General features: G+C 69.7%; 26 protein-coding genes and 5 tRNA genes. 16 read left to right on the plus strand and 15 right to left on the minus strand.

The features are described from left to right. Window positions 1-19 precede the first annotated feature (19 nt). The gene (locus LPB142_RS08275; protein WP_071166083.1) at window positions 20-919 is read left to right on the plus strand and encodes a phage head spike fiber domain-containing protein; all 900 of its coding nucleotides are present in this window, start codon (window positions 20-22) and stop codon (window positions 917-919) included. Further along, the gene (locus LPB142_RS08280; protein WP_068765246.1) at window positions 916-1227 is read left to right on the plus strand and encodes a hypothetical protein; all 312 of its coding nucleotides are present in this window, start codon (window positions 916-918) and stop codon (window positions 1225-1227) included. The genes LPB142_RS08275 and LPB142_RS08280 overlap by 4 nt, the downstream gene beginning before the upstream one ends. Window positions 1228-1312: 85 nt before the next feature. On the opposite strand, the gene LPB142_RS08285 is transcribed toward LPB142_RS08280, so the two are convergent. The 11 genes from LPB142_RS08285 to LPB142_RS08335 all read right to left on the minus strand — a co-directional run bounded on the left by LPB142_RS08285 (window position 1313) and on the right by LPB142_RS08335 (window position 11946). After that, a complete protein-coding gene (locus tag LPB142_RS08285) occupies window positions 1313-2467 on the minus strand; it encodes a glycosyltransferase (RefSeq protein WP_083392629.1) in 1155 nt (384 codons plus the stop codon). A gap of 52 nt (window positions 2468-2519) precedes the next feature. Then, a complete protein-coding gene (locus LPB142_RS08290; protein ID WP_068765247.1) occupies window positions 2520-3686 on the minus strand; it encodes a nucleotide sugar dehydrogenase in 1167 nt (388 codons plus the stop codon). Between the two features lie 3 nt (window positions 3687-3689). Continuing rightward, window positions 3690-5123, minus strand: a complete 1434-nt coding sequence (locus LPB142_RS08295) for a mannose-1-phosphate guanylyltransferase/mannose-6-phosphate isomerase (RefSeq protein ID WP_071166084.1) — start codon at window positions 5121-5123, stop codon at window positions 3690-3692. Window positions 5124-5321: 198 nt separating this feature from the next. Further along, window positions 5322-6716: a phosphohexomutase domain-containing protein gene (locus LPB142_RS08300; protein WP_068765249.1), complete on the minus strand. Its 1395-nt coding sequence runs from the start codon at window positions 6714-6716 to the stop codon at window positions 5322-5324. Between the two features lie 46 nt (window positions 6717-6762). Further along, on the minus strand, window positions 6763-7782 hold the full coding sequence (locus LPB142_RS08305) for an NAD-dependent epimerase/dehydratase family protein (RefSeq protein WP_071166085.1): 1020 nt from the start codon (window positions 7780-7782) through the stop codon (window positions 6763-6765). Window positions 7783-7872: 90 nt separating this feature from the next. Next, entirely contained in the window at window positions 7873-8550 is a 678-nt protein-coding gene (locus LPB142_RS08310; protein ID WP_071166086.1) for a class I SAM-dependent methyltransferase, read from the minus strand. Between the two features lie 56 nt (window positions 8551-8606). Continuing rightward, complete coding sequence (locus LPB142_RS08315; protein WP_071166087.1) at window positions 8607-9308, minus strand: energy-coupling factor ABC transporter ATP-binding protein; 702 nt, start codon at window positions 9306-9308, stop codon at window positions 8607-8609. Then, on the minus strand, window positions 9305-10018 hold the full coding sequence (locus tag LPB142_RS08320) for an energy-coupling factor transporter transmembrane component T family protein (protein WP_071166088.1): 714 nt from the start codon (window positions 10016-10018) through the stop codon (window positions 9305-9307). Before LPB142_RS08320 ends, LPB142_RS08315 begins: the two co-directional genes overlap by 4 nt. Next, the gene (locus LPB142_RS08325; RefSeq protein ID WP_071166089.1) at window positions 10015-10539 is read right to left on the minus strand and encodes a hypothetical protein; all 525 of its coding nucleotides are present in this window, start codon (window positions 10537-10539) and stop codon (window positions 10015-10017) included. The genes LPB142_RS08320 and LPB142_RS08325 overlap by 4 nt, the downstream gene beginning before the upstream one ends. Next, on the minus strand, window positions 10536-11186 hold the full coding sequence (cbiM, locus tag LPB142_RS08330) for a cobalt transporter CbiM (protein ID WP_068765254.1): 651 nt from the start codon (window positions 11184-11186) through the stop codon (window positions 10536-10538). The genes LPB142_RS08325 and cbiM overlap by 4 nt, the downstream gene beginning before the upstream one ends. 1 nt (window position 11187) lies before the next feature. Continuing rightward, window positions 11188-11946 carry a DUF4198 domain-containing protein gene (locus LPB142_RS08335; protein ID WP_068765255.1) on the minus strand — a complete coding sequence of 253 codons (759 nt, stop codon included), beginning with the start codon at window positions 11944-11946 and terminating at the stop codon, window positions 11188-11190. Between the two features lie 158 nt (window positions 11947-12104). Between LPB142_RS08335 and nikR the strand changes: the two genes are divergently transcribed. The 4 genes from nikR to LPB142_RS08355 all read left to right on the plus strand — a co-directional run bounded on the left by nikR (window position 12105) and on the right by LPB142_RS08355 (window position 16253). Then, on the plus strand, window positions 12105-12698 hold the full coding sequence (gene nikR / locus LPB142_RS08340) for a nickel-responsive transcriptional regulator NikR (protein ID WP_071166090.1): 594 nt from the start codon (window positions 12105-12107) through the stop codon (window positions 12696-12698). Between the two features lie 68 nt (window positions 12699-12766). Then, a complete protein-coding gene (locus LPB142_RS08345; protein ID WP_071166091.1) occupies window positions 12767-14677 on the plus strand; it encodes an elongation factor G in 1911 nt (636 codons plus the stop codon). Between the two features lie 136 nt (window positions 14678-14813). Beyond that, window positions 14814-15242, plus strand: coding sequence for a YqaA family protein (locus LPB142_RS08350; RefSeq protein WP_071166092.1), 429 nt, complete (start codon window positions 14814-14816; stop codon window positions 15240-15242). Window positions 15243-15299: 57 nt separating this feature from the next. Further along, window positions 15300-16253, plus strand: a complete 954-nt coding sequence (locus LPB142_RS08355; protein ID WP_071166093.1) for an NAD(P)-dependent alcohol dehydrogenase — start codon at window positions 15300-15302, stop codon at window positions 16251-16253. A 38-nt stretch (window positions 16254-16291) separates the two neighbouring features. On the opposite strand, the gene LPB142_RS08360 is transcribed toward LPB142_RS08355, so the two are convergent. Both LPB142_RS08360 and LPB142_RS08365 read right to left on the minus strand, forming a co-directional pair. Next, window positions 16292-16366 (minus strand) — tRNA-Asn (locus LPB142_RS08360). A 63-nt stretch (window positions 16367-16429) separates the two neighbouring features. After that, window positions 16430-17320 carry an MBL fold metallo-hydrolase gene (locus LPB142_RS08365; protein WP_071166094.1) on the minus strand — a complete coding sequence of 297 codons (891 nt, stop codon included), beginning with the start codon at window positions 17318-17320 and terminating at the stop codon, window positions 16430-16432. Between the two features lie 40 nt (window positions 17321-17360). On the opposite strand from LPB142_RS08365, the gene LPB142_RS08370 reads away from it, so the two are divergent. After that, on the plus strand, window positions 17361-18710 hold the full coding sequence (locus tag LPB142_RS08370) for an ATP-binding protein (RefSeq protein ID WP_071166095.1): 1350 nt from the start codon (window positions 17361-17363) through the stop codon (window positions 18708-18710). A 117-nt stretch (window positions 18711-18827) separates the two neighbouring features. Here the strand turns inward: LPB142_RS08370 and LPB142_RS19025 are convergent, their stop codons facing one another. Continuing rightward, a complete protein-coding gene (locus tag LPB142_RS19025) occupies window positions 18828-18968 on the minus strand; it encodes a hypothetical protein (protein WP_156894352.1) in 141 nt (46 codons plus the stop codon). 343 nt (window positions 18969-19311) lie between these two features. Between LPB142_RS19025 and lon the strand changes: the two genes are divergently transcribed. The 9 genes from lon (at window position 19312) to LPB142_RS08415 (ending at window position 25625) form a co-directional block, all read left to right on the plus strand. Next, a complete protein-coding gene (lon, locus tag LPB142_RS08375) occupies window positions 19312-21729 on the plus strand; it encodes an endopeptidase La (RefSeq protein ID WP_071167187.1) in 2418 nt (805 codons plus the stop codon). Between the two features lie 209 nt (window positions 21730-21938). After that, window positions 21939-22331 (plus strand): HU family DNA-binding protein, encoded by a 393-nt coding sequence (locus LPB142_RS18445; RefSeq protein ID WP_198037880.1) that lies wholly within the window; start codon window positions 21939-21941, stop codon window positions 22329-22331. 19 nt (window positions 22332-22350) lie between these two features. Further along, window positions 22351-22425 (plus strand) — tRNA-Val (locus LPB142_RS08385). Between the two features lie 112 nt (window positions 22426-22537). Continuing rightward, window positions 22538-22613 (plus strand) — tRNA-Val (locus LPB142_RS08390). A 128-nt stretch (window positions 22614-22741) separates the two neighbouring features. Next, a complete protein-coding gene (locus LPB142_RS08395; protein ID WP_071166096.1) occupies window positions 22742-23680 on the plus strand; it encodes a pirin family protein in 939 nt (312 codons plus the stop codon). A gap of 183 nt (window positions 23681-23863) precedes the next feature. Then, window positions 23864-23940 (plus strand) — tRNA-Asp (locus tag LPB142_RS08400). A gap of 31 nt (window positions 23941-23971) precedes the next feature. Further along, window positions 23972-24048: transfer RNA gene (locus tag LPB142_RS08405), tRNA-Asp, on the plus strand. Window positions 24049-24072: 24 nt separating this feature from the next. Next, window positions 24073-24291, plus strand: a complete 219-nt coding sequence (locus LPB142_RS08410) for an RND transporter (RefSeq protein WP_071166097.1) — start codon at window positions 24073-24075, stop codon at window positions 24289-24291. 68 nt (window positions 24292-24359) lie between these two features. Then, window positions 24360-25625, plus strand: a complete 1266-nt coding sequence (locus LPB142_RS08415) for a glutamate-5-semialdehyde dehydrogenase (protein WP_071166098.1) — start codon at window positions 24360-24362, stop codon at window positions 25623-25625. Window positions 25626-25725: 100 nt separating this feature from the next. On the opposite strand, the gene LPB142_RS08420 is transcribed toward LPB142_RS08415, so the two are convergent. Next, window positions 25726-26343: a histidine phosphotransferase family protein gene (locus LPB142_RS08420; protein WP_071166099.1), complete on the minus strand. Its 618-nt coding sequence runs from the start codon at window positions 26341-26343 to the stop codon at window positions 25726-25728. Between the last annotated feature and the right edge of the window lie 13 nt (window positions 26344-26356).

Raw genomic sequence — 26356 nt, forward strand, 5'->3', positions numbered from 1 at the left:
ACCTTGAAGGAGTCGCCAATTGCCAAGCCTTTCGTTTTCCATTCCTGCCGTCGCGCAGCGGGCCGCGGGGCGCTCGCAGCTGCGGGCGCGCTACAGCTTCACCACGGGCGTGCTGCCCGCGGGCGTGACCTTCGCGCGCGCCACCACCGGCAGCTATCGCGACAGCTCCGGCGCGTTGCAGCTCGCCCCGGTGGATGTGCCGCGTTTTGATCACACCACGACCGGCGCGATCCGCGGCCTGCTGATCGAGGCGGCCGCGACCTCGAAACTCACCGTCCGCAACGCCAACCCGACGGTCGTCTCCGATCTCGTCTCCTCGGCCTGGGCGGGGGTGAACCTGAGCATCGTGACCGATGCGGCCGAGCTCGCCGCGGCGAAGCTCTCGGGGGTCGTCGGCACGGTGCTGAAGATCGAGGCGGATGGCTCGTCCGCCTTGGCGGCGATCTCGCTGCCGGGGGTGACGGGCAGCACCAACCCGCATGTGTTCAGCGCCTATGCCCGCGTCGTGAGCGGCCAGATCTCGCTGCGCGGGGCGGGGACGGGCACGACCTACGTGAGGACCGATGTCACGGCCGGCGGCTATGCCCGCCACGAGGTGCAGTTCCTACCGGGCAGCACGAGCGCCTTTTGCCGCATCTACACCGAGACCGCGACCACGCTGGCCTATGTCGCGCTGCCGAACATGACCGAAGCGACCCTGCGTTCCTCGGTGATCGTGCAAAACGGCGCCGCCACCACCCGCGCGGCCGATATCGCGCGGATCACCAACCTGCCCGCGGGCAGCTACGATCTGCGCGTGGTGGCCGACGGGGTCAGCACGATCCTGCCCGGGGTCGCGATCGCGGGCCCCTATTGGCCCGCCGCCGCCACCGGCCGGGTCGAGAAGATCGAGGTTTATCGCGAGGGAGCGCTGCAATGAGCTATGTCAATCTGACGCTGCGGTTTGCCGATGCCGCACAGGCCCGCCGCGAGCTGGCCGAGTATCTGCAAGACGGGGCCTTCCCCGATTACGGCGCGGGGGTGTTCTTCGACGTGATCGGCGTGGTCTATCGCCCGACCGGCGCGGTCGAGCTCGATGACGGCGGCTATGAGGTGCCGGTTTTCGGGCCGCTTCCGGGCTGGTTTCTCAACATCCGCGTGGCGCAGGGCGAGGCCGAGGCGATTGCCGCGCAGCTGGCGCCCTGGCAGGTCGAGCAGGCCGTCGCGCGCGAATGGGCGCTCGGCTGAGGGCGGCCGGGCCCGGGTCTGGGCCCGGGGCGGGGGCCGGGGCGGGCCCGGGGCGGGCCCGGGGCGGGGGCCGCCGCCCCCGGCCTCAGAGCTGCGCCTCGATCAGATCGGTCAGGCGGGTGCGGAACATCGCCGGGCTGAAGCCTTCGGCATTGGCGCGGATCTCGGAGGGGCGCAGGTTCGCCTCCTCCGCGATCAGCCGGTCAACCCCGGCAAGCAGGCTTTGCGGCGTCTGCGCCTCGAAATGCACCCCGGTGGGCGCCGCGCTTTCAAGACCGCGCACGGTTTCCGCCGTGCCGCCCGCGCCAAGCGCCACCACCGGCGCGCCGCAGGCCTGCGCCTCGACCGGGGCGATACCGAAATCCTCCATCGCCGCGAAGACAAAGCCCCGGCAGCGCTGCAGATGGTCGATCAGCGTGGCCTGGCTGACATGGCCCAAAAGCGTGACATTGGGCCCCGCGAGCGCGCGCACGCGGGCCATGTCCGGCCCGTCGCCCGAGACCACGAGCCGCAGGTCGGGCCGGCTCGAAAACGCCTCCACGATCATCGGGATCCGCTTGTAGGGCACCATCCGCGAGGCGGTGAAGAAGAAGTCCTCGCGCGGCTTTTGCGACAGGCTGAAGGCATCGATATCGACCGGCGGATAGATCACCTCGGCCTCGCGGCGGTAGACCTTCCAGATCCGTTTGCGGATGAAATCGGAATTCGCGATGAACTGGTCGACGAGCGGCGGCGTGCGCTGATCCCAGATCCGGAAGCGATGCATCATCTCGCGCGCCGCGGCGCGTTTGAGCCCCTGCGCAAAGCCCTCGATCGTGGCGATATATTCATGCGTCAGATCCCAGGCATAGCGCGCGGGCGAATGCACATAGGCAAAATGCTTCTGATCGGGCGAGGTCAGAACCCCCTTGGCGAGCGCCGCCGAGGAGGACAGAACGACCTCATGATGGGTCACGTCGAAGGCCTCGATCGCGCGGGTGCATTGCAACAGCAGGTAGCGGTAATAGCGGCGCACCCCGGGCAGGCGGTTGAGCGCGCTGACATGCACCGGGCGCCCGCCGGTCAGCCCGCGCCGCTCCTCCTCGGTCAGGAAATCGAAGAGCGTGTAGATCTCGCTTTTGGGGAAGGCGCGGACCATTTCGGCCACCACCTTCTCGCCGCCCGCGATCGTGGGCAGCCAGTCATGCACGATCGCGACATCGCGCGCGGAGCCATGCGGGGGCAGGGCGCTTGGGGACATCTTGGCTCTCCTTCGAATTCTCTCTTGGCGGGCGGGCCCGCCCGGGCTGGCCTCAATCGGCGCCGAACAGATCGCGCGTGAACACCTTTTGCGCCACATCCGCGAGGTCTTCGGTCTGACGGTTGGCGAGGATCAGATCGGCCTCGGCCTTGAACGCGGCCAGATCGCGCACGACGCGCGAGCCGAAGAAACTCGCCTCGGCGAGGGCGGGCTCATAGACCACGACCTCGATCCCCTTGGCCTTGATCCGCTTCATGATCCCCTGAATCGAGCTTTGCCGGAAATTGTCCGACCCCGCCTTCATCACCAGCCGATAGACGCCGACCACCTTCGGGCCCCGCGCGAGGATCTGATCGGCGAGGAAATCCTTGCGGGTGCGGTTGGCCTCGACGATCGCCGCGATCAGGTTTTGCGGCACCTCCGAGTAATTCGCCAGAAGCTGCTTGGTATCCTTGGGCAGGCAATAGCCGCCATAGCCGAAGGAGGGGTTGTTGTAATGCGCCCCGATCCGCGGATCGAGCCCGACCCCGTCGATGATCTGGCGGCTGTCGAGCCCGCGCGCCATCGCATAGCTGTCGAGCTCGTTGAAGAACGCCACCCGCATCGCGAGATAGGTATTGGCGAAGAGCTTGATCGCCTCGGCCTCGGAGGGGTCGGTGAACAGCACCGGCACATCCTTGCGCACCGCCCCCTCGATCAACAGATCGGCAAAGCGGCGCGCCCGCTCGGAGCGCTCGCCGACGATGATTCGGCTCGGGTGGAGGTTGTCATGCAGCGCGCGCCCCTCGCGCAGGAATTCGGGGCTGAAGATCACCTGATCGGCCCCGGTCTCGGCGCGCAGCCGCTCGACATAGCCCACCGGGATCGTCGATTTGATCACCACCGTCGCCGCCGGGTTCAGCGCGCCGACCGTCTCGACCACCGCTTTCACCGAGGAGGTGTCGAAGTAATTGCTCGCCGGGTCGTAATTCGTCGGCGTCGCGACGATCACGAATTCGGCGCCTTCGAGCGCGGCGGCCGGGTCGGTCGTGGCGCGCAGATCGAGCCCGCCGCGCGCCAAGAACGCCTCGATCTCCGCATCGACGATCGGGCTCTGGCCGGCGTTCACCTGCGCCACGCGCTCGGGCGAGATATCCACCGCCCAGACCGCGTGATGTTGCGCCAGCAACACGGCATTCGAGAGCCCGACATAGCCGAGCCCGAAAACGGCGATCTTCATGGCTTACCCCTTCGCGCCCTGGCCGCGCGAATAGACATCCTCGTAACGGATGATGTCATCCTCGCCGAGATAGGCGCCGGTCTGCACCTCGATCAGCACCATCGGCAGCTTGCCCGGGTTCTTCATCCGGTGCACCGCGCCGAGCGGGATATAGACCGACTGATTCTCGGTCACGAGCTGGATCTTGTCGTCGATCGTCACCTCGGCGGTGCCCTGCACCACGATCCAATGCTCGGAGCGGTGGTGATGGCTTTGCAGGCTCAGCGCCGCGCCGGGCGCCACCACGATCCGCTTGACCTGGAACCGCGGCCCGAGCGCGAGCGTCTCGAACCAGCCCCAGGGCCGGTGATCCTTGGGGAATTGCGTCGCCTGTTTGGCGCCCTTGGCCTTCAGCGCATCGACCGCTTTCTTGACATCTTGCGTACGCCGCGCATCGGCCACCAGAACCGCATCATTCATCGCCACCGCGACGATATTCTCGAGCCCGATGCCGACGAGCTCGACCCCCTCGCTCTCCGAGCGCAGCAGGCTGTCGGTGCAATCAATCGCCGTCGCGGCGCCGAAGGTGCCCACCCCACGCGCATCGCGCGCGCCCTCGGACAGCACCGCGCCCCAGCCGCCCAGATCCGACCAATGCGCCGAAAACGGCACGACCGAGAGGTTCTCCGCCCGCTCCATCACCGCGTAATCGACGGAAATATCAGGTGCTTTCGCCCAAGGCCCGGGCGCGAGGCGCAAGAAGCCCAGATCCGGCACCGCCTCATCGACCGCCGCACGCACCGCCGCGCTCAGCTCCGGCGCATGGGTCTCGAAGGCCGCGATCATATCGGCCGCGCGGAACAGGAAGATCCCCGCATTCCACAGGAAATTCCCCGCCGCGAGCATCTCCTCGGCCGCCGTGCGGGCCGGTTTCTCGACGAACCGCGCAAGCTTCACCGGCGCGCCCGAGGCCTCCGGGGCGGCGGCGAGCTCGAGATAGCCATAGCCGGTTTCCGGGTGATCGGGGGTGATCCCGAAGGTCACGATATCGCCCGCCTCGACCGCCGCGAGCCCGCGCGCGACCGCCGCGCGGAAGGCCTCGGCATCGGGGATCACATGGTCCGAGGGCGCGACAAGCACCACCCCCGCCGGGTCGCGCGCCGCCACCGTGAGCGCCGCCGCAAGCACCGCGGGCGCGGTGTTGCGCCCCTGCGGCTCGATCAAGATCGCGCCGGGCTCGACGCCCGCGGCCTGCAACTGCTCGGTCACGATGAAGCGGAAATCGGAATTGGTCAGCACCAAAGGCGCGGCAAATCCCGGCCCGGTGAGCCGCCGCGCGGCCGCCTGAAACAGCGTCTCGTCGCCCAGAAGCGGCACGAATTGCTTGGGGTAGGATTGCCGCGAAAGCGGCCAGAGCCGGGTGCCGGAACCGCCGCACAGGATAGTCGGGTAAATCATGTTGCCTCTCAGATCAGACGAAAACCCAAACACGCTTTCCCAAAGGTCACAAGTCGCAACCCGATCCGGGCCGACCTGCCGCCGGATCATGCGCCGAACGGGCAAATTTTCGGCACGTTATCGGCCTTCTGCCGAGCGGAAAAGCGAATTTTCTGCGACTGCACATCGGCGGGCCGGGGCGCCGCCGCTGCCCCCGGCTCAGAGCGCGGCACGCACCCGCGCGAGCGCCCCCGCCAGCAGCTCCGCCACCGCCGCCGCGCTCTCGGCCTCGGCATAGACGCGGAATTCGGGCGCATTGCCCGAGGGGCGCAGATGCACGACCCGCCCGGTCTCGAGCCGCATCCGCAGCCCGTCGGTCTGATCGAGGCCCGCCTCGCGGCCGAAGGGCGCCAGAAACTCCGCCCGCGCGGTGGGCTCGGCGAGCCGCGCCAGGAGCGCCGCCGAGGCCTCGGGGGGCGTCTCGGTCAGCCGGTCGGCGGCGGTGAACCGCGCGGGCAGCCCCGCCACCAGATCGCTCAGCCCGCAGCCCGCCATCCGCGCCATCACCAGCGGCGCGATCATCGGCAAGACCGCATCGCGCGTCATCAGCGCCGCGAGCGGCCCCGCCGGGCCCTCGGCCGCAAAGCCGAGCAAGAACCCGCCATTGGCCTCGAAGCCCACCACCTTCGCCCCCGGCTCCGCCGCCCGCACCGCCTCCATCGCCGCGATCACGAAGGGCGAGCCGATCTTGGTCAGATGCACCGCCCGGAAGGCCGGCAGCTCCCCCACCATCGAATTCGACGAAACCGGCGTGCAGATCACCTCGGCGCCAAGCTGCGCCGCGCTCAAGACGCCCAGGATATCGCCCGCGATCACCCGCCCGGCGTCATCGGTCAGCATCGGCCGGTCGGCATCTCCATCGGTCGAGAGCACCGCATCGAGCCGGTGCTCGGCGCAAAGCGCGGCCAGCATCGCACGCGTCTCGGGGTCGACGGCCTCGGTATCGACGGGGATGAACACCTCGGAGCGCGCAAGCGGCACCGCCGTCGCGCCAAGCCCGGTGACCAGATCGACGAGCAGATCGCGCGCGACCGAGCTGTGCTGATAGATGCCGAGCCGCAACCCGGCCAGCGCCTGCGCCCCGAAGGCCGAGACATAGCGCGCCACATAGGCCGCCCCGGCCCCGGGCGCCGCGCCCAGCGCCCCCACCGCCGCCGCGACGGGGGTTGCGCGCGCGCCATAGGCCGCGTTGATCGCCGCCTCGTCGGATTTGGCGATCTCGCCCGTGGGCAGGTAGAATTTCAGCCCGTTGCGATCGGCCGGGATATGGCTGCCGGTGACCATCACCGCGCCCGCGCCCGCCGCCATCGCCGCGGCCGCGAGCGCCGGCGTCGGCAGCACGCCGCAGTCGGTCACCGCAACCCCCGCCGCCCGCGCCGCCCCGCTCACCGCCGCTGCGATCGCGGGCGAGGAGGGGCGCAGATCCTGGCCGATATAGAGCCCCGTGCCGACCGGGCAGCTCGCCACAAAAGCGCGGGTGTAATCGGCGACAAGCTCGGGCGTGAGCTCGCTCACCAGCCCGCGCAGGCCGCTCGTTCCGAATTTGGGAGCCATGTAAAACCCTTTTCAATCCGTTGGTTATGGGGTGAAGTTGAGGTAATCAGACGCGGTAGTAGCCGCGATACCATTCGACGAAAGCCGCCACGCCCTCGGCCACCGGGGTCTTCGGCTGATAGCCGGTCAGCGCGGTCAGAAGGCTCGTATCGGCCCAGGTCGCGGGCACATCGCCCGCCTGCATCGGCATCAGGTTGCGCGTGGCCACCCGCCCGGTCGCGGCCTCGATCGCGGCGATGAAATCGGTGAGCTGCACCGGCGCCGAATTGCCGATATTGACCACCCGCCAGGGCGCCACCGGCGACAGGCTGTCGCCCGCCGGCACCGCGCCCTCGGGGCGCATCGGCACCGCATCGATCAGGAGCCGGATCCCCTCGACGAGATCGTCGATATAGGTGAAATCGCGCTTCATGTCGCCGAAGTTGTACACGTCGATCGGCTGGCCCTCGAGGATCGCGCGGGTGAATTTGAAGAGCGCCATATCCGGCCGCCCCCAGGGTCCGTAGACCGTGAAGAACCGAAACATCGTCACCGGCAGCCCGAAGAGATGGGCATAGCTGTGCGCCATGTTCTCGGTGGCCTTCTTGGTGGCGGCGTAAAAGCTCATCTGATGATCGGCCTTCACCGTCTCGACATAGGGCATCTCGCTGTTGGCGCCATAGGCCGAGGAGGTCGAGGCGAGGAGCAGATGCGCCGGCGGGAAGGCGCGCGCGGCCTCCAGAAGCTCAAACGTGCCGACGATATTGCTCTCGAGATAGCTGCGCGGGTTCTCGATCGAATAGCGCACCCCCGCTTGCGCCGCGAGATGGACGACGACCGCGGGGCGTTCTTCCTCGAAAAGCGCGCGCAACAGCCCCGGCGCCTCGACCGCGCCGATCACCGGGCGGAAATTCGCCTCCTCGGCGAGGATCTCGTGGCGGCGCTCCTTCAGCGCGACCTCGTAGTAATCGGAGAGATTGTCGAGCCCGACGACGCGCCAGCCCTCCGCGAGCAGCCGGCGGGCGAGGTGAAAGCCGATGAACCCGGCCGAGCCGGTGATCAGGGCGGTGCGGGGCGTTTGGGTCATGCGAGGCTCCTGTCGTTGCCTCGGTTTGTGCCATGCGCGCGGGGGCTTGGCCAGAGATTTGGCCCGCGATTTGACCAGAGATTTGGCGCCTCAGCGCGCCTCGCGCGGGGCCGGGCGGGCGAGAAACAGCACCTGGCCGCGCGGCAAGACCCGGTCATCGCGGGTGAGATGCCAGCCGGTCGCGGCGGCCATCGTCGCGACCTCCTCGGCGAGCATGTGATAGGGCGCGCGGATATCATGGGTCACGACGCCGTCGTTTTGGCGGAAGGGGCGCGCGGCGGTGGCGGCATCGGGGGCCAGAAAGACGGTGAAGAGGAAGCATTCAAGCGCCGGGAAGGCGCGCAGATTGGCCAGCGCGCGGCGCAGGTAAGCCATGGGCAGATGCGGGAAAACCGCGAAGGCGATGGCGTGGGTGATGGTCTCGGGCACGCCGGGGAAGGCGAAATCGGCGTCCTCGATGAGCTGCGCGGGGTCGAGGCGCGCGGGGTCCGAGAGCTCGGCCGCATGGCCCGCGAGCAGAATGGCGCGCGAGGCATCGGTCGCCCAGTAATGGCCCGGCGCGAGATACTCGACCGCCTTGCAGCCGAGCCGTAGCGAGCCCGCGCCGATGTCGAGCAGGTGATGATGGGGCGCGAGCCCGATATCCTCGAGCGCGCGCATCTGCGCCTCGCCCGTCTCCTCCCAGCGCCCGCCGACGATCGCGCGATGCTGGCCCGCGGCGAGCGCGGTGTCGTAAAACCCGGGTTTCTGATAGGGCAGGACGGCCATCGCGCTCTCCTTGCAGGCCCGCCCGAGTAGCGCCGCCGGGGCGGCCCTGTCAAGCGTCAGAGCCCGTGGATATGGGGGTGGAAATGCATATGCGGATGGGCGTGGATCTGCGCTTCATGGAGCTGGCCGCCCTCGAGCACGAGCGCGCGGGTGGCGAGCTCGGCGATGAAGCGGTCATCATGCGAGACGAGGATCATCGCGCCCTGATAGGCGCCAAGCGCCGCGCGCAGCCGCGCGCCGTTCGCCGCATCGACGCCGTTGGTGGGCTCGTCAAGGAGCAGAAGATCGGGCTCCATCGCCAAAAGCCCGGCGAGGCAGACGAGGCGTTTCTCGCCCCCCGAGAGCCGATGGGTGACGCGGGGGCCGAGATGCTCGAGCCCGAGCCGCGCGAGCTCGGCCTCGGCGCGGGCGCGCGCGGCGGCCTCGCTCAGCCCGAGGTTGAGCGGCCCGAAGGCCACATCCTCGAGCACGGTGGGGCAGAAGAGCTGGTCATCACTGTCCTGAAAGAGAAAGCCGATCCGGCGGCGCGCGGCGCGGAACTCGGCCTCGCGGGCGCAGTCCTGACCAAAGAGCCGCAGCCGCCCGCCCGCGCGCGGCGCAAGCCCGATCAGCGCGCGCAAAAGCGTGGTCTTGCCCGCGCCATTGGGCCCGAGGATCGCCAGCCGCTCGCGCGCGCCGAGCCGGAACGAGGCGCCGGAGAGCACCGCCCGCCCGTCGCGTGCGATCTCGAGGTTCTCGAGCGTCACCGGGTCGATCATAGCCGGTCCCAGAGCAAAAGCGCGGCGGCGCCGAGGCTGAGCGCCGCGCCCGCGGCCAGATCGGCGCGCGCCAAGGGCCGCGCCGCCGCGCCCGGAAACCGCCCCGCATAGCCGCGCGCGCGCATCGCCTCGCTGACCCGTTCGGCGCGGTCGAGCGCGCGCAGCATCAGCATGCCGACGAGATTGCCATAGGCCCGCCAGGTCCGCGGCCCGAGGCCCGGCCGAAAGCCGCGCAATTTCATCGCCTCCGAAAGCCGGCGCGCCTCGGCCCGCAGCAGGCCCTGATAGCGCGCAAGCCCGAGGAAGATCCGCACCAGCGCCTCGGGGCAGCCCAGCGCGCGCAGCGCCGCGCCGATCCGCTCGGGCTCTTCGCGGCCGAAGAAATGCCCCGCGAGGAGCCCCGCGCCGGAGAGTTTGAGCCCCAGAACCAGCGCGCGCGTCAGCCCCTCGCGGCTCGCCTCCAAGGGTCCGAGGCGGGCGATCGGCGTGCCGGGCAGCGTGAAGGGTAGGGTGGCGAGGAGGAGCACGAGGAAGGCCTCGAGATGGAGGAGCCGGTGCCAATCGGGGCGGGCGCGGGCCGCCGCGAGCAGCGCCACGACCCCGCCGAGGAAGGCCGCCGCCGGCCCCGGCGCGGTGATCGGCGCGACGAGGAGGAGCACGGCGATGGCGGTGAGGATCCGAGCGCGCAGATCGGCCGGCCGCGGGGTCATTTGCGCGCGCCCCGCGCCCAGAGCGCGAGCCCCGCGAGGCCGAAGATCAGGCACAGCGCCGAGACGAGATCGGTGAGCCGCAGCCGGGCTTCGAGCTCGGCGATCTGCGCGCTGAGCGGGGCGATCTGGCGCGCGAGCGCGGCCTCGAGCGCGGCGGTATCGGGGGCGGGCGTGGCGGCGGCGGGCGCGGGCGCGGGGGCCGGGGCGGCGGGCGCGCCAAAGCGCTCGGGGCCGAGTGTCAGCTCGGCCATATGCCCGTCGCCGGTGTCGAGCGTGAGGGTGAGCGGCCCCGCCGCGGGGGCGGGCAGGCGGAAGCCGCCCGCGGTGTCGGTGCGCCCTTCGGCCAAGGTCTCACCGCCCGCCTCGGCGCGCCATCGGGCGCCCTCTGGCCGCCCGCCGCCGATGAAAAACCCATATCCCACAACCTCTTGGCCCTCGACGGTGGCAAAGAGCCGGACCCCATGCGCGCAGGCCAGGCCGGGGGCGAGGAGGAGGAGAACGAGGAGCGCGAGGCGGGTCATTCGGCGGGCTCCGCTGCGGGCGCGGGCTCTGGCGCGGGGGGCAGGGCGGGCGCGAGCGCCTCGGGCGCCACGCGCGCAAGGAAGCTCACGATCGCGCCGGTCACCGCCGCCTCGACCGCCGCGAGCGGCAGATAGGTCAGCCCCATCACCCGCGCGACGGGCAGAAACTCGGGCGCCGAGAGCCACAGCTCGACCGCCACGAGCCCGCCGGTGGCGAGCACCGCCGCCCCCGCGCCAAGCCCCGCGATCATGCCCGCGCGGGCGGGCGGCGCGCGCCGCACCCAGGGCCCGAGCACCGCCCCAACCGCCGCCGCCGGCCCCGCGATATTCATCGTGTTGACGCCCAGCGTCGTCACCCCGCCGACCCCGAACAGAAGCGCCTGCAGCACCAGCGCCACCAGCACCGCCGCGAACACCTGCCGCCCGAGCATCACCCCCATCAAGCCCCCGAGCATCAGATGCACGCTCGTCGGCCCGAGCGGGATCGCGATCAGCGCGCTTGCGAAAAACGCCGCCGAGAGCATCGCGATGCGCGGAATCGCCCGGTCATCGAGCCCGCGCAGCCCCGCGCCGACCCCCGCCACCGCAACCGCCGCCCCGCCGAGCAGAACCGGCAGCGACAGGATCCCGTCGGGAATATGCGCCATCTCAGAGCCCCCCCGGCGCGCGCGTCTCGACCCAGATCAGCCCACCCTCCTCGACCGGCGCGGGCGCGCCATCGGGGCCGGGCAGCGCCGCCCCCTCGAGGAGCGCGGCAAACCCCCACCAGCCCGCAAACGGCATCGCATAGGCGAACACCCCCGCCGCATCGGCGCGGATCACCTGCGTCACATAGGCGTCGTTCGGTGCCTCGATCCCGGCGGTATTGACGAATTCGACCTCGATCTCGGCGCCGGGCACCGGCACGCCGTCGCGCAGCACCACGCCGCGAAACAGGTTGCCCGCCCAAAGCCCGGTCGGCCGCATCAGGGGCACGATCTCGACCGGCAGCCCCACCGCCGCCTCGAGCCCCTCGCCCGAGGCCCAGGCATCGACCGCGACCTTGGCGTGGTGGCGGATGTATTTGCCCTCCGCCGCCTCCCAGTAAGGCTCTGGCGTGACATAGAAAATCGCGCCGCCCGGGGCGGGGAGATCATAGGAGAGATGCCAGGCGGAGCGCCCCTCGCGCGGGGTTTCGACGAGCCGGTCGGTCAGGGTCTCGCGCCCGCTCTGGGTGAGCACGCCGACCTCGACGGGGCGGGCGAGCGCCATCACCGGGCCGCCCTCGAACGGGTGGGTGAAGACGAGATCCAGCTCGACCCGGCCGCCCTCGGGCAGCACATCCGCCTGCGGCAGGATCTCGAGAAAATGCGCGCCCGCCGGCAGCGGGGCGAGGAGCGCGAGGCAGAGGAGGGTGGGACGGATCATGATGGTGGCTGATGCTTCTGTGGCGTATGATAATTGCAAGAATTTATCATACGCCCGCAGGGGCCGCGGGGAAAGCGCAAATATCTCTGGCGTGGCGAGAGATTTTATAGGAAAATCAAGCTGGTAAACTTCTTTCCAGCGCTGCAAGCGAGGCTGCCATGCGCCGCATCACCATCACCCTCCCCGATGAGATCGCCGAGGAGATCGACCGATTCATGGCGCAAAGCGGGGCGCAGAACCGCTCCGAGGCGATCCGCGATCTGGTGCGCCGGGCGCTCTCCTCGCGCGCCGATGTCGCCCCCGAGGCGCCCGCGCTCGGGGTGGTGACGGCGACGGTCGATCTGACGATGCGCAACCTTGGCGCGCGGCTCTCGCGGGCGCGGCTCGACGCCCATGACCACCACCTCGCCGCGCTCTCGATCCCGCTCGATCACACCACCTCGCTCGAGGTTTCGGTCACCCGCGGCCCGGTCGGCGCGCTCAGCGCCGCGGCCGAGGCGCTCTTTGCCGAGCGCGGCGTGGCCCATGGCCAGCTCGCGCTGATCCCGATCGCCGAGGCCGGGCCGCGCCACAGCCACGCCCACGCGGGCGATGAACACAGCCATATCACCGTGCAATCAGGCTTTGGCGCCTCCGCGCCGGCGCATCCCTTCGGCCATGCGCAGCCCTTCGCCGGCCCCCACAGCCACCCGCACCCCCACCCGCACCCGCATTTCCACCCGCACCCGCCGCCAAAGCCCGGCAAAGGTTGATTTCGCTCAAGGTCGGGCGCGCGCAAAGGTCTAATCTGGCCCGGAAAATGAACGTCAGGAGCAAGACCATGCGCGTGTTCACCGTCCTCGGGCCCTCGAATTCCGGCAAATCCACCCTCGTCCAGGCGCTCGCCGCGCTCGAGGGCGGGGCGGGCAAGAGCTTCACCGTGCCCGGCGTCGCGGCGGTCACCACCTTCGGCTTCATGGGCGAGGACTGGGCCGCGCTCGACATTGCGGGCGGCTCGGAAAACCTCGGGCCGGTGGGCGCGGCGCTCGCGGCCTCCGATATCGCGCTCGTCTGCGTGCCCGCCGATGCCGAGGCGGCCGTGCTCGCCGCGCCCTATCTGCGGATGGTCGAGGAGGCGGGGCTGCCCTGCATTCTCTTCGTCAACCGCGTCGATGCGCCCGCCAACCGCATCTCGGAGGTCGTCGCCGCCCTGCAGGCCTATTCGCGCCACCATATCGTCCTGCGCGAAGTGCCGATCCGCGAGGGCGATCAGATCACCGGCTTCGTCGATCTGGTCTCCGAACGGGCCTGGAAATTCGAGAAGGGCAAACATTCCTCGCTGATCGAGATGCCCGAGAGCGTGAAGGCGCGCGAGGCCGAGGCGCGGGCGGAACTCCTTGAATCCTATGCCGATTTCGATGACACGCTGATGGAGGAGCTGATCGAGGATCGCCGCCCCGTGGCCGAGGAGATCTATGAGGTCGCCGCGCGCACGCTGCAGGCGCATGATCTCGTGGCCTGTTTCCTCGGCTCGGCCTCGGAGGGCCATGGCATCACCCGGCTGATGAAATCGCTGCGCCATGATGCGCCCGAGGTCGCGGTCGCGGCCGAGCGGCTCGGCGGCGCGGCGGCGGTCGGCGCGCTCGCCGATGTGATCAAGCATCTGGGCAAGGTCGTGGTGCTGCGCGCGCTCGGCGCGCCGGTGGCGCAGGGCGCGCAGCTCGGCGGGGCGGGGCTCGGCTCGGTGACCGAGCTCGACGCGAAGACCGCGCTCGGCACGCTGGCGCCGGGCGCCGTGGGCCTTGCGGTGAAATCCGATCAGCTCGCCGCCGCGCGCGCGTTTGAGCCCGGCGCGGGCGCCGATCTGCCGCCCTGGGCGCGCGCCCATGCCGCGAGCTTCCGCCGCGTGCTCAGCCCCGTGCATGAGAAGGACGACACCCGCCTGATCACCGCGCTCGAGCGCCTCGCCGAGATCGACCCGGGGCTGCGCGTCGCCCCCGATGTCAAGACCGGCAAGCCCGTCGTCTCGAGCCAGGGCCCGCTGCATCTGCGCCGGATCCTCGCCAAGCTCGCAGAGGATTTCGGCGTGGCGGTGACCGAGGCGCCGGTGCCGCCGAGCCTGTGCGAAACCATCCGCCGCGGCACCGAGATCCACCATCGCCACCGCAAGCAGACCGGCGGCGCGGGGCAATTCGCCGATGTCGTGATCGCGGTCGCGCCGCAGGGCCGCGGCGAGGGTTTTGCCTTCACCGAGACGGTCAAGGGCGGCGCCGTGCCGCGCAACTACATCCCCTCGGTCGAGGCGGGGGTGCGCGAGGCGCTGATCGAGGGGCCGCAGGGCTTCCCCGTCGTCGATCTCGCGGTCGAGCTGAAGGACGGCAAGAGCCACGCCGTCGACAGCTCCGATTTCGCCTTCCGCACGGCGGGCAAATCGGCGCTGCGCGAGGCCTTCGCCGAGATCGGCACGGTGCTCTTGCAGCCGATCATGCGCATCGACATCCATGTGCCTTCGGTCTTTTCGGGGGCGCTGGTGCCGCTTGTGTCGGGGCTGAAGGGGCAGGTGCTGGGCTTTGAGGCGCATCCGACTGCGGCGGGCTGGGATGTGTTCCAGCTTGAACTGCCGATGGCGGCGGAGGACGCGCTCTTTGCCGCGCTGGCCGGCGCGACGCGCGGCACGGCCTGGTTCGAGAGCCGCTTCGACCATTATCAGGAGGCGCGCCGAGAAGAGCTCGCCGATCTGCTCGCCGAGTGAGCGCCGAGTGATCGGCCCAGGCCCCCGCCCGCCCGGCGGGGGCTTTTCGCGCCGCGCGGCCTCGGCTAGGGTCGCGCCCATGTTGCCCGGCCTTGCCCCCTTCGCCCGCCGTCCCGCCCCTTCGGGGGCGTGCTGAATGGCGCTCGCCGGGCTCTTTTTCGCGGCCCTTCTGGCCGCCACGCTGATCCCCGCGCAATCCGAGGCGGTGCTCGCGGGGCTCATCGTCGCGGGCGGGCACCCGCTCTGGGCGCTCCTCGCCGTCGCGACGGCGGGCAATGTGCTCGGCTCTTGCGTGAACTGGGCGCTCGGGCGGTTCTTGCTGCGCTTCGCCGATCGGCGCTGGTTCCCGGTGCCGCCCAAGGCGCGCGCCCGGGCCGAGCGCTGGTATGCCCGCTTTGGCCATTGGAGCCTTTTTGCCGCCTGGATGCCGCTCATCGGCGATCCGCTGACCTTCGTCGCGGGCGTGCTGCGTGAGCCGTTCTGGCGGTTTCTCGTGATCGTGACGGCGACGAAGGGCGGGCGCTATCTGGTGCTCGCCGCCGGGGTGCGGGCGTTCGTCGAGTAAGGCTTGCGGGCGCGGCGGGGCGGGGGCCCGATCGGCGCGCAACCTCCCGGAGCGACGATGAAAGCAGCCCTTGCGCGCGCCTATGGCGGCCCCGATGTGATCAGCCTCGAAGAGATCCCCGCCCCGGTGGCGCCGCCCGGCTGGGCCGAGGTTGCGGTGCGCGCCGCCGCCGTGACCCGGGGCGATGCACGGATCCGCGCGGCCGCGGCGCCGCCCGGGCTTTCGGCGGGGCTACGGCTCGCCTTTGGGCTGCGCCGGCCGCGCAAGCCGGTGCTCGGCATGATGTTTTGCGGCACGCTCTGCGCGCCGGTGGCGGGGTTTGCGGCGGGCGCGCGGGTGCTTGGCAACACCGGCCTCGCGATGGGCGCGCATGCCGAGCGGCTGGTGATCGCGCCCGAGCGGCTTTTCGCGGTGCCCGAGGGCTGGGACGATGCCGAAGCCGCGGCGCTTCTCTTTGGCGCGCTGACGGCGGCGGATTTCCTGATCGACAAGGCGCGGCTTGCGCCCGGCGCGCGGGTGCTGATCAACGGCGCAACCGGCGAGGTCGGCTGCGCGGCGCTGCAGATCGCGCGGTTTCTCGGCGCCGAGATCACCGCGCGCGGGCGCGCCGAGAACCATGATCTCGCCCGCGATCTGGGCGCGCATCGGGTGCTCGATTACCGCGACGGCCCGCCGCGCGGCGCCTGGGATCTGGTCCTTGATATCGCCGGCACGCTGCCCTGGCCCGCGGCGCGCGCGATCGTGGCGCCGGGCGGGATGCTCGCGCCGGTCACCGCCTCGCTCGGCACGATGCTCGGCGCCGGCCTGCGCCCGCACCGCGCGGGCGGGCGGCGGATCAGCGCGACCACGACCGCCGAGGGGCCCGCCGCGATGGCGCGCGTGCTCGCGCTATGCGAGCGCGGTGCGCTGCGCCCCGTGGTCGGCGCACGCCTGCCCTTCGATGCGATCGCACAGGCCCATGCGCGGGCCGACAGCCCCCACAAACGCGGCGCGGTGGTGGTGCTGATGTGAGCGACTTTCGTCGTCAGATCAAAGATTTACGGGGGATTTGGCTCCGGCGGTAGGGATCGAACCTACGACCAATTGATTAACAGTCAACTGCTCTACCGCTGAGCTACGCCGGACCATGGGCGGTCTATACAAATGCCCGCGCGCCCGCGCAAGGGGGGCGGGCGAAGTTTTTCGCCTCAGCCACCGCGGAGCGCAAAGACCGCGCCCGGGTGCAGCGGGCCCTCCGGCGCGACCTCGTTTTGCTCTGTCATTTCAACGAGATGCGCGAAGACATTGCGCGCGGCGGCGGCGTGCAGCGTGGGCGGCACCTCGGTGTAGATCGCCGCGACGAGGCCCGCGATATCCGCCGGGCCCTGCGCGAGATGGGCGCGGATCTGGGCCGAGCGCTCGCGCCGATGGGCGGCGAGCTCGGCGATCCGCGCGCGGCAGCCCGTCACCGGATCGCCATGGCCGGGGTAGAACACCCGCGCATTGACCGCATCGAGCGCCGCGAGCGAGCGGAAATAATCGCCCAAATCCCCATCGGGCGGCGAGATCAGCGTCGAGGCCCAGCCCATCACATGATCGCCGCTGAGCACCGCATCGCCGATGACGAAACAGAGGTGGTTGCAGAAATGCCCCGGCGTGTGCAGCGCCCGCACCGACCAGTCGCCCGCGCCGATCTCGGCGCCATCGGCGAGCGTCAGATCGGGGCGAAACGCCCGGTCCACCCCCTCGCCGCCGCCCGCAAGCCCCGCCGCCGCGAGCCCCGCCATCACCGCCGAGCGCCCCGCCTCGGGCGCCCCGAACGCCACCACCGGCGCCCCGGTCGCCGCCGCCAACAGCCGCGCGCCGGGCGAATGATCGAGATGGGCATGGGTGACGAGGATATGGCTGACCCGCTCGCCCGGCGCGAGCCCGGCCAGAATCGCCCCGATATGGCCCGCATCCGCCGGTCCCGGGTCCACCACCGCCACCGCGCCGGTGCCCAGAATATAGGTATTCGTGCCCGAAAGCGTCATCGGCGAGGGGTTCGGCGCCCTGATCCGCCGCAGCCCCGCCTCGAGATCGACCATCCGCCCCTGCATCGCCCTTTTCCTCCGCGCGCCATCCCGCTAGGGTTTAGCCATGAATTTCGGCTGGCTCAAACAGATCATGCCGCGCGGGCTCTACGGGCGGGCCGCGCTGATCCTCGTTGTGCCGATCGTGACGATCCAGCTCGTCGTCTCGGTGGTCTTCATCCAGCGCCATTTCGAGCGCGTCACCCGCCAGATGACCGCGACCATGCTGCGCGAGATCGTGCTGATCGAGGCGCGCGTCAACACCGCCCCCGATGCCGCGCGCGCCGAGATCGAGGGGCTCGAGCTGGCCGCGCCGCTCGGGCTTGGCTTCACGCTGCCGGTGCGCGGGGCCGAGGCCGAGGCGACGGGCGATGCGCGCGGCGCGTTCGATTTCACCGGCATCGTGGTGATCGACACGCTGCGCGCCGCGCTGCCGGCGCTGCGCGCGGTCGATCTGAGCCGCGGCGCGCGGGTGCGGCTGACGCTGACGACGGGGCAGGGGGTGCTCGCGCTCGAATTCCCGCGCGACCGGGTCTCGGCCTCGAACCCGCATCAATTGCTGGTGCTGATGCTGGTGGTGAGCCTGCTGATGACGGTGATCGCCTATCTTTTCTTGCGCAATCAGCTCCGTCCGATCCGGCGGCTGGCGCGCGCGGCCGAGGCCTTCGGGCGCGGCCAGGTGGTGCCCTACCGGCCGGCGGGCGCGCTCGAGGTGCGGGCCGCGGGGCGCGCCTTTCTCGAGATGCGCGCGCGCATCGAGCGCCAGACCGAGAGCCGGCGGCTGATGCTCTCGGGCATCAGCCACGATCTGCGCACGCCCCTCACCCGGATGCGGCTCGGGCTCTCGATCCTGCCCGACGACCCCGAGACGCGCGACGAGATCGCCGCGATGGAGCGCGACGTGGCCGAGATGGGCAAGCTCGTCGACGCCTTCCTCGCCTCGGTGCGCGACGAGGCGACGCAGGGCCCCTCCGAGGAGGTCGATCTGGGCGCTCTCGTCGGGCTGATCGTCGAGGATGCGGGGCGCGGCGGGCAGGCGGTGCGGCTCATCGCGCGCCCGGCGCCGGGGCAGGTTCTGCTCACCTGCCGCCCCGACAGCCTGCGCCGCGCGCTCGAAAACCTGATCGGCAATGCGATGCGCTATGGCCGCAAGGCCGAGGTCTCGCTGCGCCGGGCGGGCGATTGGGCGGTGATCACGGTGGAAGATGACGGGCCGGGGATCCCAGAGGAGCGCTATGAAGAGGCGCTCAAGCCTTTCACGCGCCTAGATCCGGCCCGCAACCAAGATCGTGGCCAAGGCGTCGGGCTCGGCCTCTCGATCGCGGCCGATATCGCGCGCGGCCATGGCGGGGGGCTGAAACTCGGGCGCAGCGCGCGGATGGGCGGGTTGCGGGTGGAGATGCGTCTGCCGCTCTGAGGCGGCGCGCCCGGGCAGGGGCGCGGGCGAGCGCGGTGGGGCTCAGGCGGCGACATGGGCGCGGGCAATCAGGCCCGCGGGCCTGCGGGCGCGCCGGGCGCGGGCGCTGCGCCGGCCTCAGCCGATCAGCGCGGCGATTACCAAGCCCCAAATCCCGGCGCCGAGCGCGAGCGCGGGCAGGAGCCACCACCCGGACGGCAGCGGCAGGTGGAGCGCGATTTGCGGCGCCGAAACTTTCGTCAGGCTATGCGTCATCATGTGCTTCCCTCCTTCTGATGGGTTACGGACAGTCTGCAGCTCTGATCGCCTTCGTGCATTGATATAAATCAGCCTTGTGATCCCGGCGGCTGCATGGCCGCTTTGCGTCAGCTTCAGGGAAAAAGATTAAGACTTTCTGAATTCCGCCCCCCCGATCGCCGGGCAAATCGCGCCGCGCGCTTGCCTGCGGGCGCGGCTGCGCGCATTGTGGAGGCAAGTAACAGGCAGATGACCCCGCGTCAGGTTGCACCCGGCCCGCAGCGCCCCTAGATTGGTGCAAACGGGAAGGGCTCGAGCTGCCGCAGGGGCGGGGCGGAGACCTTTCGCCACAAAAGGACCAATGATGACCGAGCAACTCTCGACTTCCTATCCGGTGCTGCCGCTGCGCGATATCGTGGTGTTCCCCCACATGATCGTGCCGCTGTTCGTCGGACGCGAGAAATCCGTGCGCGCGCTCGAGGAGGTGATGGCCGAGGACCGCCAGATCCTGCTCGCCAGCCAGATCGACCCCTCGGTCGACGAGCCGAGCGCCGAGGGCATCTTCCGCGTCGGCGTGCTGGCCAATGTGCTGCAGCTGCTGAAACTGCCCGATGGCACGGTGAAAGTGCTCGTCGAGGGCAAGACGCGGGTGAAAATCACCGAATTCCTGCCCAATGACGCCTATTTCGAGGCCCATGCCGAGGTTCTGACCGAAACCGAGGGCGATCTCGACACGATCCGGGCGCTGTTGCGCTCGGTCGCGGAGGAATTCGAGCGCTACGCCAAGATCAAGAAGAACATCCCCGAGGAGGCGCTCGGCGCGGTCGCCGAGACCCGCGAGGCCGACAAGCTCGCCGATCTGGTCTCGGGCCATCTCGGCCTCGAGGTCAGCGCCAAGCAGGAGCTGCTCGAAACCCTCGATGTCAGCCAGCGCCTCGAGAAGGTCTATGGGCTGATGCAGGGCGAGGTCTCGGTTCTCCAGGTCGAGAAGAAGATCAAGAGCCGCGTCAAATCGCAGATGGAGAAGACCCAGCGCGAATATTATCTGAATGAGCAGATGAAGGCCATTCAGAAGGAGCTGGGCGACGGCGAGGACGGGCAGAACGAGATCGCCGAGCTCGAGGAGCGCATCGCCAGGACCAAGTTCTCGAAAGAGGCCCGCGACAAGGTCGAGGGCGAGATCAAGAAGCTCAAGTCGATGAGCCCGATGTCGGCCGAGGCCACCGTCGTGCGCAATTATCTCGACTGGCTCTTGAGCCTGCCCTGGGGGGTGAAGAGCCGCGTCAAGAAAGACCTCGGCGCCGCCGAAAAGGTGCTCGACACCGATCATTATGGCCTCGAGAAGGTCAAGGAGCGGATCGTCGAATATCTCGCCGTGCAGGCGCGTTCGGACAAGCTCAAGGGCCCGATCCTGTGCCTCGTCGGCCCGCCCGGCGTCGGCAAGACCTCGCTTGGCCGCTCGGTCGCCAAGGCCACGGGGCGCGAATTCATCCGCATCTCGCTTGGCGGGGTGCGCGACGAGAGCGAGATCCGCGGCCACCGGCGCACCTATATCGGCTCCATGCCCGGCAAGATCATTCAGGCGCTGAAAAAGGCCAAGACCACCAACCCGCTGATCTTGCTCGATGAAATCGACAAGATGGGGCAGGATTTCCGCGGCGACCCGGCCTCGGCCATGCTCGAGGTGCTCGACCCCGAACAAAACGCGAGCTTCGTCGACCATTACCTCGAGGTGGAATATGACCTCTCGAACGTGATGTTCCTGACCACGGCCAACAGCTACAACATGCCCGGGCCGCTTCTCGACCGGATGGAGATCATCTCGCTCGCGGGCTATACCGAGGACGAGAAACGCGAGATCGCGCGCCAGCACCTGATCCCGAAACAGGTCAAGGCGCATGGGCTCAAGAAGGGCGAGTTCACGCTCACCGACGAGGGCCTGAGCGACGTGATCCGCTACTATACCCGCGAGGCCGGGGTGCGGAACCTCGAGCGCGAGATCGCCAAGCTCGCCCGCAAGGCGGTGACCGAGATCCTCAAGGCCAAGGGCGCGGTGAAATCGGTGACGGTCGACGGGGCGAAGGTCGAGGCCTATCTGGGCGTGCGCCGCCACCGCTACGGGCTGGCGGAGGCCGAGGATCAGGTCGGCGTGGTGACGGGCCTCGCCTGGACGAGCGTCGGCGGCGATCTTCTGCATATCGAGGCGCTGAAACTGCCCGGCAAGGGGCGGATGAAGACCACCGGCAAGCTCGGCGATGTGATGAAGGAATCGATCGAGGCGGCGGCGAGTTATGTGCGCTCGGTCGCCCCGCAGATCGGCGTGAAGCCGCCGGTCTTCGACAAGATCGACATCCACGTCCATGTGCCCGACGGCGCGACGCCCAAGGACGGCCCCTCGGCGGGCCTTGCCATGGTCACCTCGATCGTCTCGGTGCTGACCGGCATCCCGGTGCGCAAGGATATCGCGATGACCGGCGAGGTGTCCTTGCGCGGCAATGCGATGCCGATCGGGGGGTTGAAGGAGAAGCTGCTCGCGGCGCTGCGCGGCGGGATCAAGACCGTGCTGATCCCGGTCGAGAACGAGAAAGACCTCGCCGAGATCCCCGATAACGTCAAGGCGGGGCTCGAGATCATCCCGGTGAGCCATGTGCGCGAGGTTCTGCCGCGCGCGCTCGTGCGGATGCCCGAAGCGATCGACTGGGACGAGGCGGCCGAGGAGGCTGCGGCCGCCGCTGCCGCCGCCGCTGCGCGCGAGGGCCGCGGCGCCGCCACCGCGCATTGAGTGCCTGATTTTGCGACAGACGCGCCTCCCTCGGGGGGCGCGTCTTGCTTTTGGCGGATTGTTTCTGCGGCGCCTGTGGATTGTTAACCATTTCGGCACTAATCTTGCCCGGAATCAGTGAGATGAGGGCATCCATGCCGAGATCCAAGAAACCCCGGAGCAAAATGAGCACGTCGTCGAAATCCCCGACCCAAGCGGCGAAAGCCCCTGTGAAACTGGCTGTTGTGAAGGCCGAAGAGGCGGCGGCCGCGGCGCTCGAGGCGGAGGCGGAGGCGGAGACGGGCGCGGAACCGGAGGCGGGCGCCGAGGGCGAGGCGAGCCTCGTGCTGCGCAAGAAGGATTTCGTCGAGCGCGTGATGATCGCGAGCGGCGTCAAGAAGCCGGTGGCGCGCGATGTCTCCGAAGCCGTGCTCAAGGTGCTCGGCGAGGCGCTCGACGCGGGCGAAACCATGACCCTGCCGCCCTTGGGCAAGATCCGGGTGACCAAACATCTCGACAAGCAGGGCGGCGAGGTCTTGCAGGTCAAGATCAAGCGTCTGACCGGCCCCGAGAAAAAGGATGAAAAAACTGACGACACCCCCCTTGCAGAGGGGGAGGAGTGACGCTAAACACCGCTCCACCGGGCGATTAGCTCAGCGGTAGAGCGCTTCGTTCACATCGAAGATGTCAGCGGTTCAAATCCGTTATCGCCCACCATCATTCAGAAAACGCGTCCCACGGGGCGCGTTTTCGCTTTTCGGGGGCGCCGGGCCGCGGGGTGCTTGCGCCGGCCCCCGCCGGGCGCTAGAACCCCGCCTGCCGGGCATCCGGGCGGTTAGCTCAGTTGGTAGAGCGCCTCGTTTACACCGAGGATGTCGGGGGTTCGAGTCCCTCACCGCCCACCATTCCCCCCGCGAAATCCCCCAGCTTCCCGCCGATTCGGTGCACCAGCGCACCGCCGCCCTGCGGTCATCGGGCTATAAGTGCGGCGATTCGGTGCCTATCCTGCACGAAACCCAGGAAGGAGAGCGCCATGAGCTGGAACCCGTTGCTTGACCCGAGCCTGCCGATCGGCGACGCCGTCGACCGGATCGAGACCGTCATCGTGCCCCGCGCGCGCGATCTGGGCGGCTTCGAGGTGCGCCGCGCGCTGCCTTCGACGAAACGCCAGATGGTCGGCCCCTTCATCTTCTTCGACCAGATCGGCCCGGTCGAATTCCTCTCCGGCGAAGGCATCGACATCCGCCCGCATCCCCATATCGGCCTCGCCACCATCACCTATCTCTTCAACGGCCGCCTCCATCACCGCGACAGCCTCGGCTCCGATCAATGGATCACCCCCGGCGCGGTCAACTGGATGAGCGCGGGCCACGGCATCACCCATTCCGAGCGCACCGATGGCGCGGTGCGCGCCTCGGGCCAGGCGCTCTCCGGGGTGCAGATCTGGGCGGCGCTGCCCAAGGCGCTCGAGGAGGCCCCGGCCAGCTTCCTCCATTCCGAGCGCGCCGCGCAGCCGCTCTTCGACGCCCATGGCACGCGGGTGCGGCTGATCCTCGGCGCGGCCTGGGGCGCGCGCGCGCCGCTGCCGATCCCCTCCGAGATGATGCTCGCCGATGCCGATCTCGCGCCGGGCGCGATGTTGCCCTTGCCCGATACCCACGAAGACCGCGCGGTCTATGTGATCGCGGGCGAGGTCTCCCAGGGCGGCCAGAGCTTCGCGGCGGGGCGGATGCTCGTCTTCCGCCCGGGCGATTCCCTCGCGCTGCGGGCGGGCGGGCAGGGCGCGCGACTCCTCGTCCTCGGCGGCGCCACCCTCGACGGCCCGCGCTATATCTGGTGGAACTTCGTCGCCTCCTCGCGCGAGAAGATCGACGCCGCGCGCGAGGCCTGGCGGGCGGGCGATTGGGCGCATGGCCGCTTCAAGCTGCCGCCCAACGATCATGCCGAATTCATCCCCGCGCCCGAGCGCTGATCTCCAACCCCTTGATTCCTTGCGTTTCTTCTTGGCAAAAATACGCATTCCCCGGCCCCGACCGGCGCCCGCGTGAAAATTTCTCGCAAATGTCGAAGTTTTCGCGCGCCCCCCGCTTGACGGCGCCCCCGGGGCTGCGTAATACCGGCCCCACGCTCGGATGGCGATCCGGCGAAGCGGTGAGCGGTTGTAGCTCAGTTGGTTAGAGTACCGGCCTGTCACGCCGGGGGTCGCGGGTTCGAGCCCCGTCAACCGCGCCACTTCGCAGGATCGCCCGAGCGCTGAAAATGCGCGGTTGTAGCTCAGTTGGTTAGAGTACCGGCCTGTCACGCCGGGGGTCGCGGGTTCGAGCCCCGTCAACCGCGCCATTTTCCCTCCAGTTTCAGGGCATCATGGCTTTCCTCGACAAGATCTCGCTTCTCCATGCGGTGCTGATCGCGGCGCTCCTCGGCCTCGCGCCCTTCACCCCCGAGCCCCATCTCGTCGAGAAACTGCGGATGCTGGCCGCCGGCACGCTCACCCGCCCGATCGACATCTTCGACCTCTGCCTGCATGCCGCGCCCTGGGCGCTCCTTGCCGCGAAACTCCTGCGCGTCGCGCAAACCCGCTGAGCGGGCCGCAAAGGCTTGCCGCGCCGCCGCTCTCGCGCCTATATGGCGGCGAAGAGAAGGAGAGCGCCATGAGCGAGCAATTCGACGCCAAAGCCTTGATCGACGATCTGGGAACTCGCGCCCGTGCGGCGGCGGCGGAGCTTGCTTTCGCGCCAGCGGCGGCGAAGGAGGCGGCGCTGACCGCGGCGGCCGAGGCCGTCTGGGCGCGCCGGGTCGAGATCATGGCCGCCAATGGCGAGGATCTGGCCTACGGCGCGAACAAGGGGCTGAGCCCGGCGATGATGGACCGCCTCGCGCTCGATGAGGGGCGCATCAAGGCGATCGTCGAGGGCCTGCGCGCGGTTGCGGCGCAACCCGACCCGGTGGGCCAGGTGATCTCGGAATGGGATCGCCCGACGGGGCTGCATATCCAGCGCGTGCGCACGCCGCTGGGCGTCATCGGGGTGATCTATGAATCGCGCCCGAATGTGACGGCCGATGCCGGCGCGCTCTGCCTCAAGGCGGGGAACGCGGTGATCCTGCGCGGCGGCTCGGAAAGCTTCCATTCCTCGCGCGCGATCCATGCCTGCATGGTCGAGGGGCTGCGCGCGGCGGGCCTGCCCGAGGCCGCGATCCAGCTCGTGCCGACGCGCGAGCGCGCCGCGGTGGCCGAGATGCTGCGCGCGGTGGCCCATATCGACGTGATCGTGCCGCGCGGCGGCAAGGGCCTCGTCGGCCTCGTGCAGGCCGAGGCGCGGGTGCCGGTCTTCGCCCATCTCGAGGGCATCTGCCACGTCTATGCCGATGGCGCGGCCGATCTCGAGAAGGCGCGCGCGGTGGTGCTCAACGCCAAGACCCGGCGCACCGGGATCTGCGGCGCGATGGAATGTCTGCTGATCGACCGCGCGTTTTACGCGCGCCACGGCGCGGTGCTCGTCGAGGATCTGGTGAAAGCCGGGGTCGAGGTGCGCACCGAGGGCGATCTCTTGAACGTCGTCGGCACCGTCCCCGCCGCGCCCGAGGATTTCGGCCGTGAATTCCTCGACATGATCTGCGCGGCGCGGATCGTCGACGGCGTCGATGGCGCCATCGCCCATATCCGCCGCTATGGCTCGAACCACACCGAATCGATCCTCACCGAGGATGATGCGGCGGCCGCGCGCTTCTTCCAGCGGCTCGATTCGGCGATCCTGATGCGCAATGCCTCGACCCAATTCGCCGATGGCGGCGAGTTCGGAATGGGCGCCGAGATCGGCATCGCCACCGGCAAGCTCCATGCCCGCGGGCCCGTCGGCGCCGAGCAACTGACCTCGTTCAAATACCTGGTCACCGGCGACGGCACCTGCCGCAAGTAAGGCCGCGCCCAAAAAGCGGGGCGGCGCCATTTTAGCGCCGCCCCTTGGCCGAGGGCGCCAAGGCCGCGCCTCGGACCCCTCTCTCTCCGCCGTGCAGCGCTCAGAACACGATCCGCGCGCCGGTCTCGCCAATCTCCCACGAAATCGCCCGCCCCGCGGCACGCGCCTCGCGCGGCAGGAGCGCAAATTGCACCTGCGCCGCGCCGACCGGCCCGCCTGCGCCCTCAAGCCCCGCCCAGAGCCCCGGATCGGCCTTGGTGCGCCGCGCCTCGGCCGCGATCTCCCACATGCCGTCGCGCTCGCGCACCGCGACCGTGCCCCCCCAGGGCAGCGCCACCTCGAGACAGAGGATCGCCAGGAACACGAGCTTCACCATCCGCCGCGGCTGATCGCCCTCGGCCTGCCAGTCGATCTCGAGCCGCCCCGAGGCCGAAACCTCGCGCATCACCGCCGCGACCTCATTGCGCCCAAGCCGTTGCTCGGCCGAGGCCTGACCAAAGGCCAGCCGGAAGAACTTGATCCGCGCATTCGCCGCCGCGACGCTCTCGGCGATCAGCTGCACCTCCGGGCTCGCGCCATGCCCCGACATCGCCAGCAGCTCGACCCCGTTGCCGATCGCGCCCAAAGGGCTGATAAGATCATGACAGAGTCGCGACCCCACGAGCGCCACGAGATCGGCCTCGGTGAGGGCGGGGGGCGGCGAAAGATCAGAGGTCATGGGGACTTCCCGA

The organism is Rhodobacter xanthinilyticus, from assembly GCF_001856665.1.
In the GTDB taxonomy this organism is placed as follows: Bacteria; Pseudomonadota; Alphaproteobacteria; order Rhodobacterales; family Rhodobacteraceae; genus Rhodobacter; species Rhodobacter xanthinilyticus.

What these genes read in the sequence shown, in the direction of transcription:
- LPB142_RS08305 (WP_071166085.1), bottom strand. Translation starts at nt 7,782, where the DNA reads ATGACCCAAACGCCCCGCACCGCCCTGATCACCGGCTCGGCCGGGTTC.
- LPB142_RS19025 (WP_156894352.1), bottom strand. Translation starts at nt 18,968, where the DNA reads ATGATGACGCATAGCCTGACGAAAGTTTCGGCGCCGCAAATCGCGCTC.
- LPB142_RS08325 (WP_071166089.1), bottom strand. Translation starts at nt 10,539, where the DNA reads ATGACCCGCCTCGCGCTCCTCGTTCTCCTCCTCCTCGCCCCCGGCCTG.
- LPB142_RS08345 (WP_071166091.1), top strand. Translation starts at nt 12,767, where the DNA reads ATGCGCGTGTTCACCGTCCTCGGGCCCTCGAATTCCGGCAAATCCACC.
- LPB142_RS08295 (WP_071166084.1), bottom strand. Translation starts at nt 5,123, where the DNA reads ATGATTTACCCGACTATCCTGTGCGGCGGTTCCGGCACCCGGCTCTGG.
- LPB142_RS08290 (WP_068765247.1), bottom strand. Translation starts at nt 3,686, where the DNA reads ATGAAGATCGCCGTTTTCGGGCTCGGCTATGTCGGGCTCTCGAATGCC.
- LPB142_RS08355 (WP_071166093.1), top strand. Translation starts at nt 15,300, where the DNA reads ATGAAAGCAGCCCTTGCGCGCGCCTATGGCGGCCCCGATGTGATCAGC.
- LPB142_RS08320 (WP_071166088.1), bottom strand. Translation starts at nt 10,018, where the DNA reads ATGACCCCGCGGCCGGCCGATCTGCGCGCTCGGATCCTCACCGCCATC.
- LPB142_RS08395 (WP_071166096.1), top strand. Translation starts at nt 22,742, where the DNA reads ATGAGCTGGAACCCGTTGCTTGACCCGAGCCTGCCGATCGGCGACGCC.
- LPB142_RS08300 (WP_068765249.1), bottom strand. Translation starts at nt 6,716, where the DNA reads ATGGCTCCCAAATTCGGAACGAGCGGCCTGCGCGGGCTGGTGAGCGAG.
- LPB142_RS08315 (WP_071166087.1), bottom strand. Translation starts at nt 9,308, where the DNA reads ATGATCGACCCGGTGACGCTCGAGAACCTCGAGATCGCACGCGACGGG.
- LPB142_RS08280 (WP_068765246.1), top strand. Translation starts at nt 916, where the DNA reads ATGAGCTATGTCAATCTGACGCTGCGGTTTGCCGATGCCGCACAGGCC.
- LPB142_RS08410 (WP_071166097.1), top strand. Translation starts at nt 24,073, where the DNA reads ATGGCTTTCCTCGACAAGATCTCGCTTCTCCATGCGGTGCTGATCGCG.
- LPB142_RS08350 (WP_071166092.1), top strand. Translation starts at nt 14,814, where the DNA reads ATGGCGCTCGCCGGGCTCTTTTTCGCGGCCCTTCTGGCCGCCACGCTG.
- LPB142_RS08310 (WP_071166086.1), bottom strand. Translation starts at nt 8,550, where the DNA reads ATGGCCGTCCTGCCCTATCAGAAACCCGGGTTTTACGACACCGCGCTC.
- LPB142_RS08335 (WP_068765255.1), bottom strand. Translation starts at nt 11,946, where the DNA reads ATGATCCGTCCCACCCTCCTCTGCCTCGCGCTCCTCGCCCCGCTGCCG.
- nikR (WP_071166090.1), top strand. Translation starts at nt 12,105, where the DNA reads ATGCGCCGCATCACCATCACCCTCCCCGATGAGATCGCCGAGGAGATC.
- LPB142_RS08415 (WP_071166098.1), top strand. Translation starts at nt 24,360, where the DNA reads ATGAGCGAGCAATTCGACGCCAAAGCCTTGATCGACGATCTGGGAACT.
- LPB142_RS08365 (WP_071166094.1), bottom strand. Translation starts at nt 17,320, where the DNA reads ATGCAGGGGCGGATGGTCGATCTCGAGGCGGGGCTGCGGCGGATCAGG.
- LPB142_RS08370 (WP_071166095.1), top strand. Translation starts at nt 17,361, where the DNA reads ATGAATTTCGGCTGGCTCAAACAGATCATGCCGCGCGGGCTCTACGGG.
- lon (WP_071167187.1), top strand. Translation starts at nt 19,312, where the DNA reads ATGACCGAGCAACTCTCGACTTCCTATCCGGTGCTGCCGCTGCGCGAT.
- LPB142_RS08285 (WP_083392629.1), bottom strand. Translation starts at nt 2,467, where the DNA reads ATGTCCCCAAGCGCCCTGCCCCCGCATGGCTCCGCGCGCGATGTCGCG.
- cbiM (WP_068765254.1), bottom strand. Translation starts at nt 11,186, where the DNA reads ATGGCGCATATTCCCGACGGGATCCTGTCGCTGCCGGTTCTGCTCGGC.
- LPB142_RS08420 (WP_071166099.1), bottom strand. Translation starts at nt 26,343, where the DNA reads ATGACCTCTGATCTTTCGCCGCCCCCCGCCCTCACCGAGGCCGATCTC.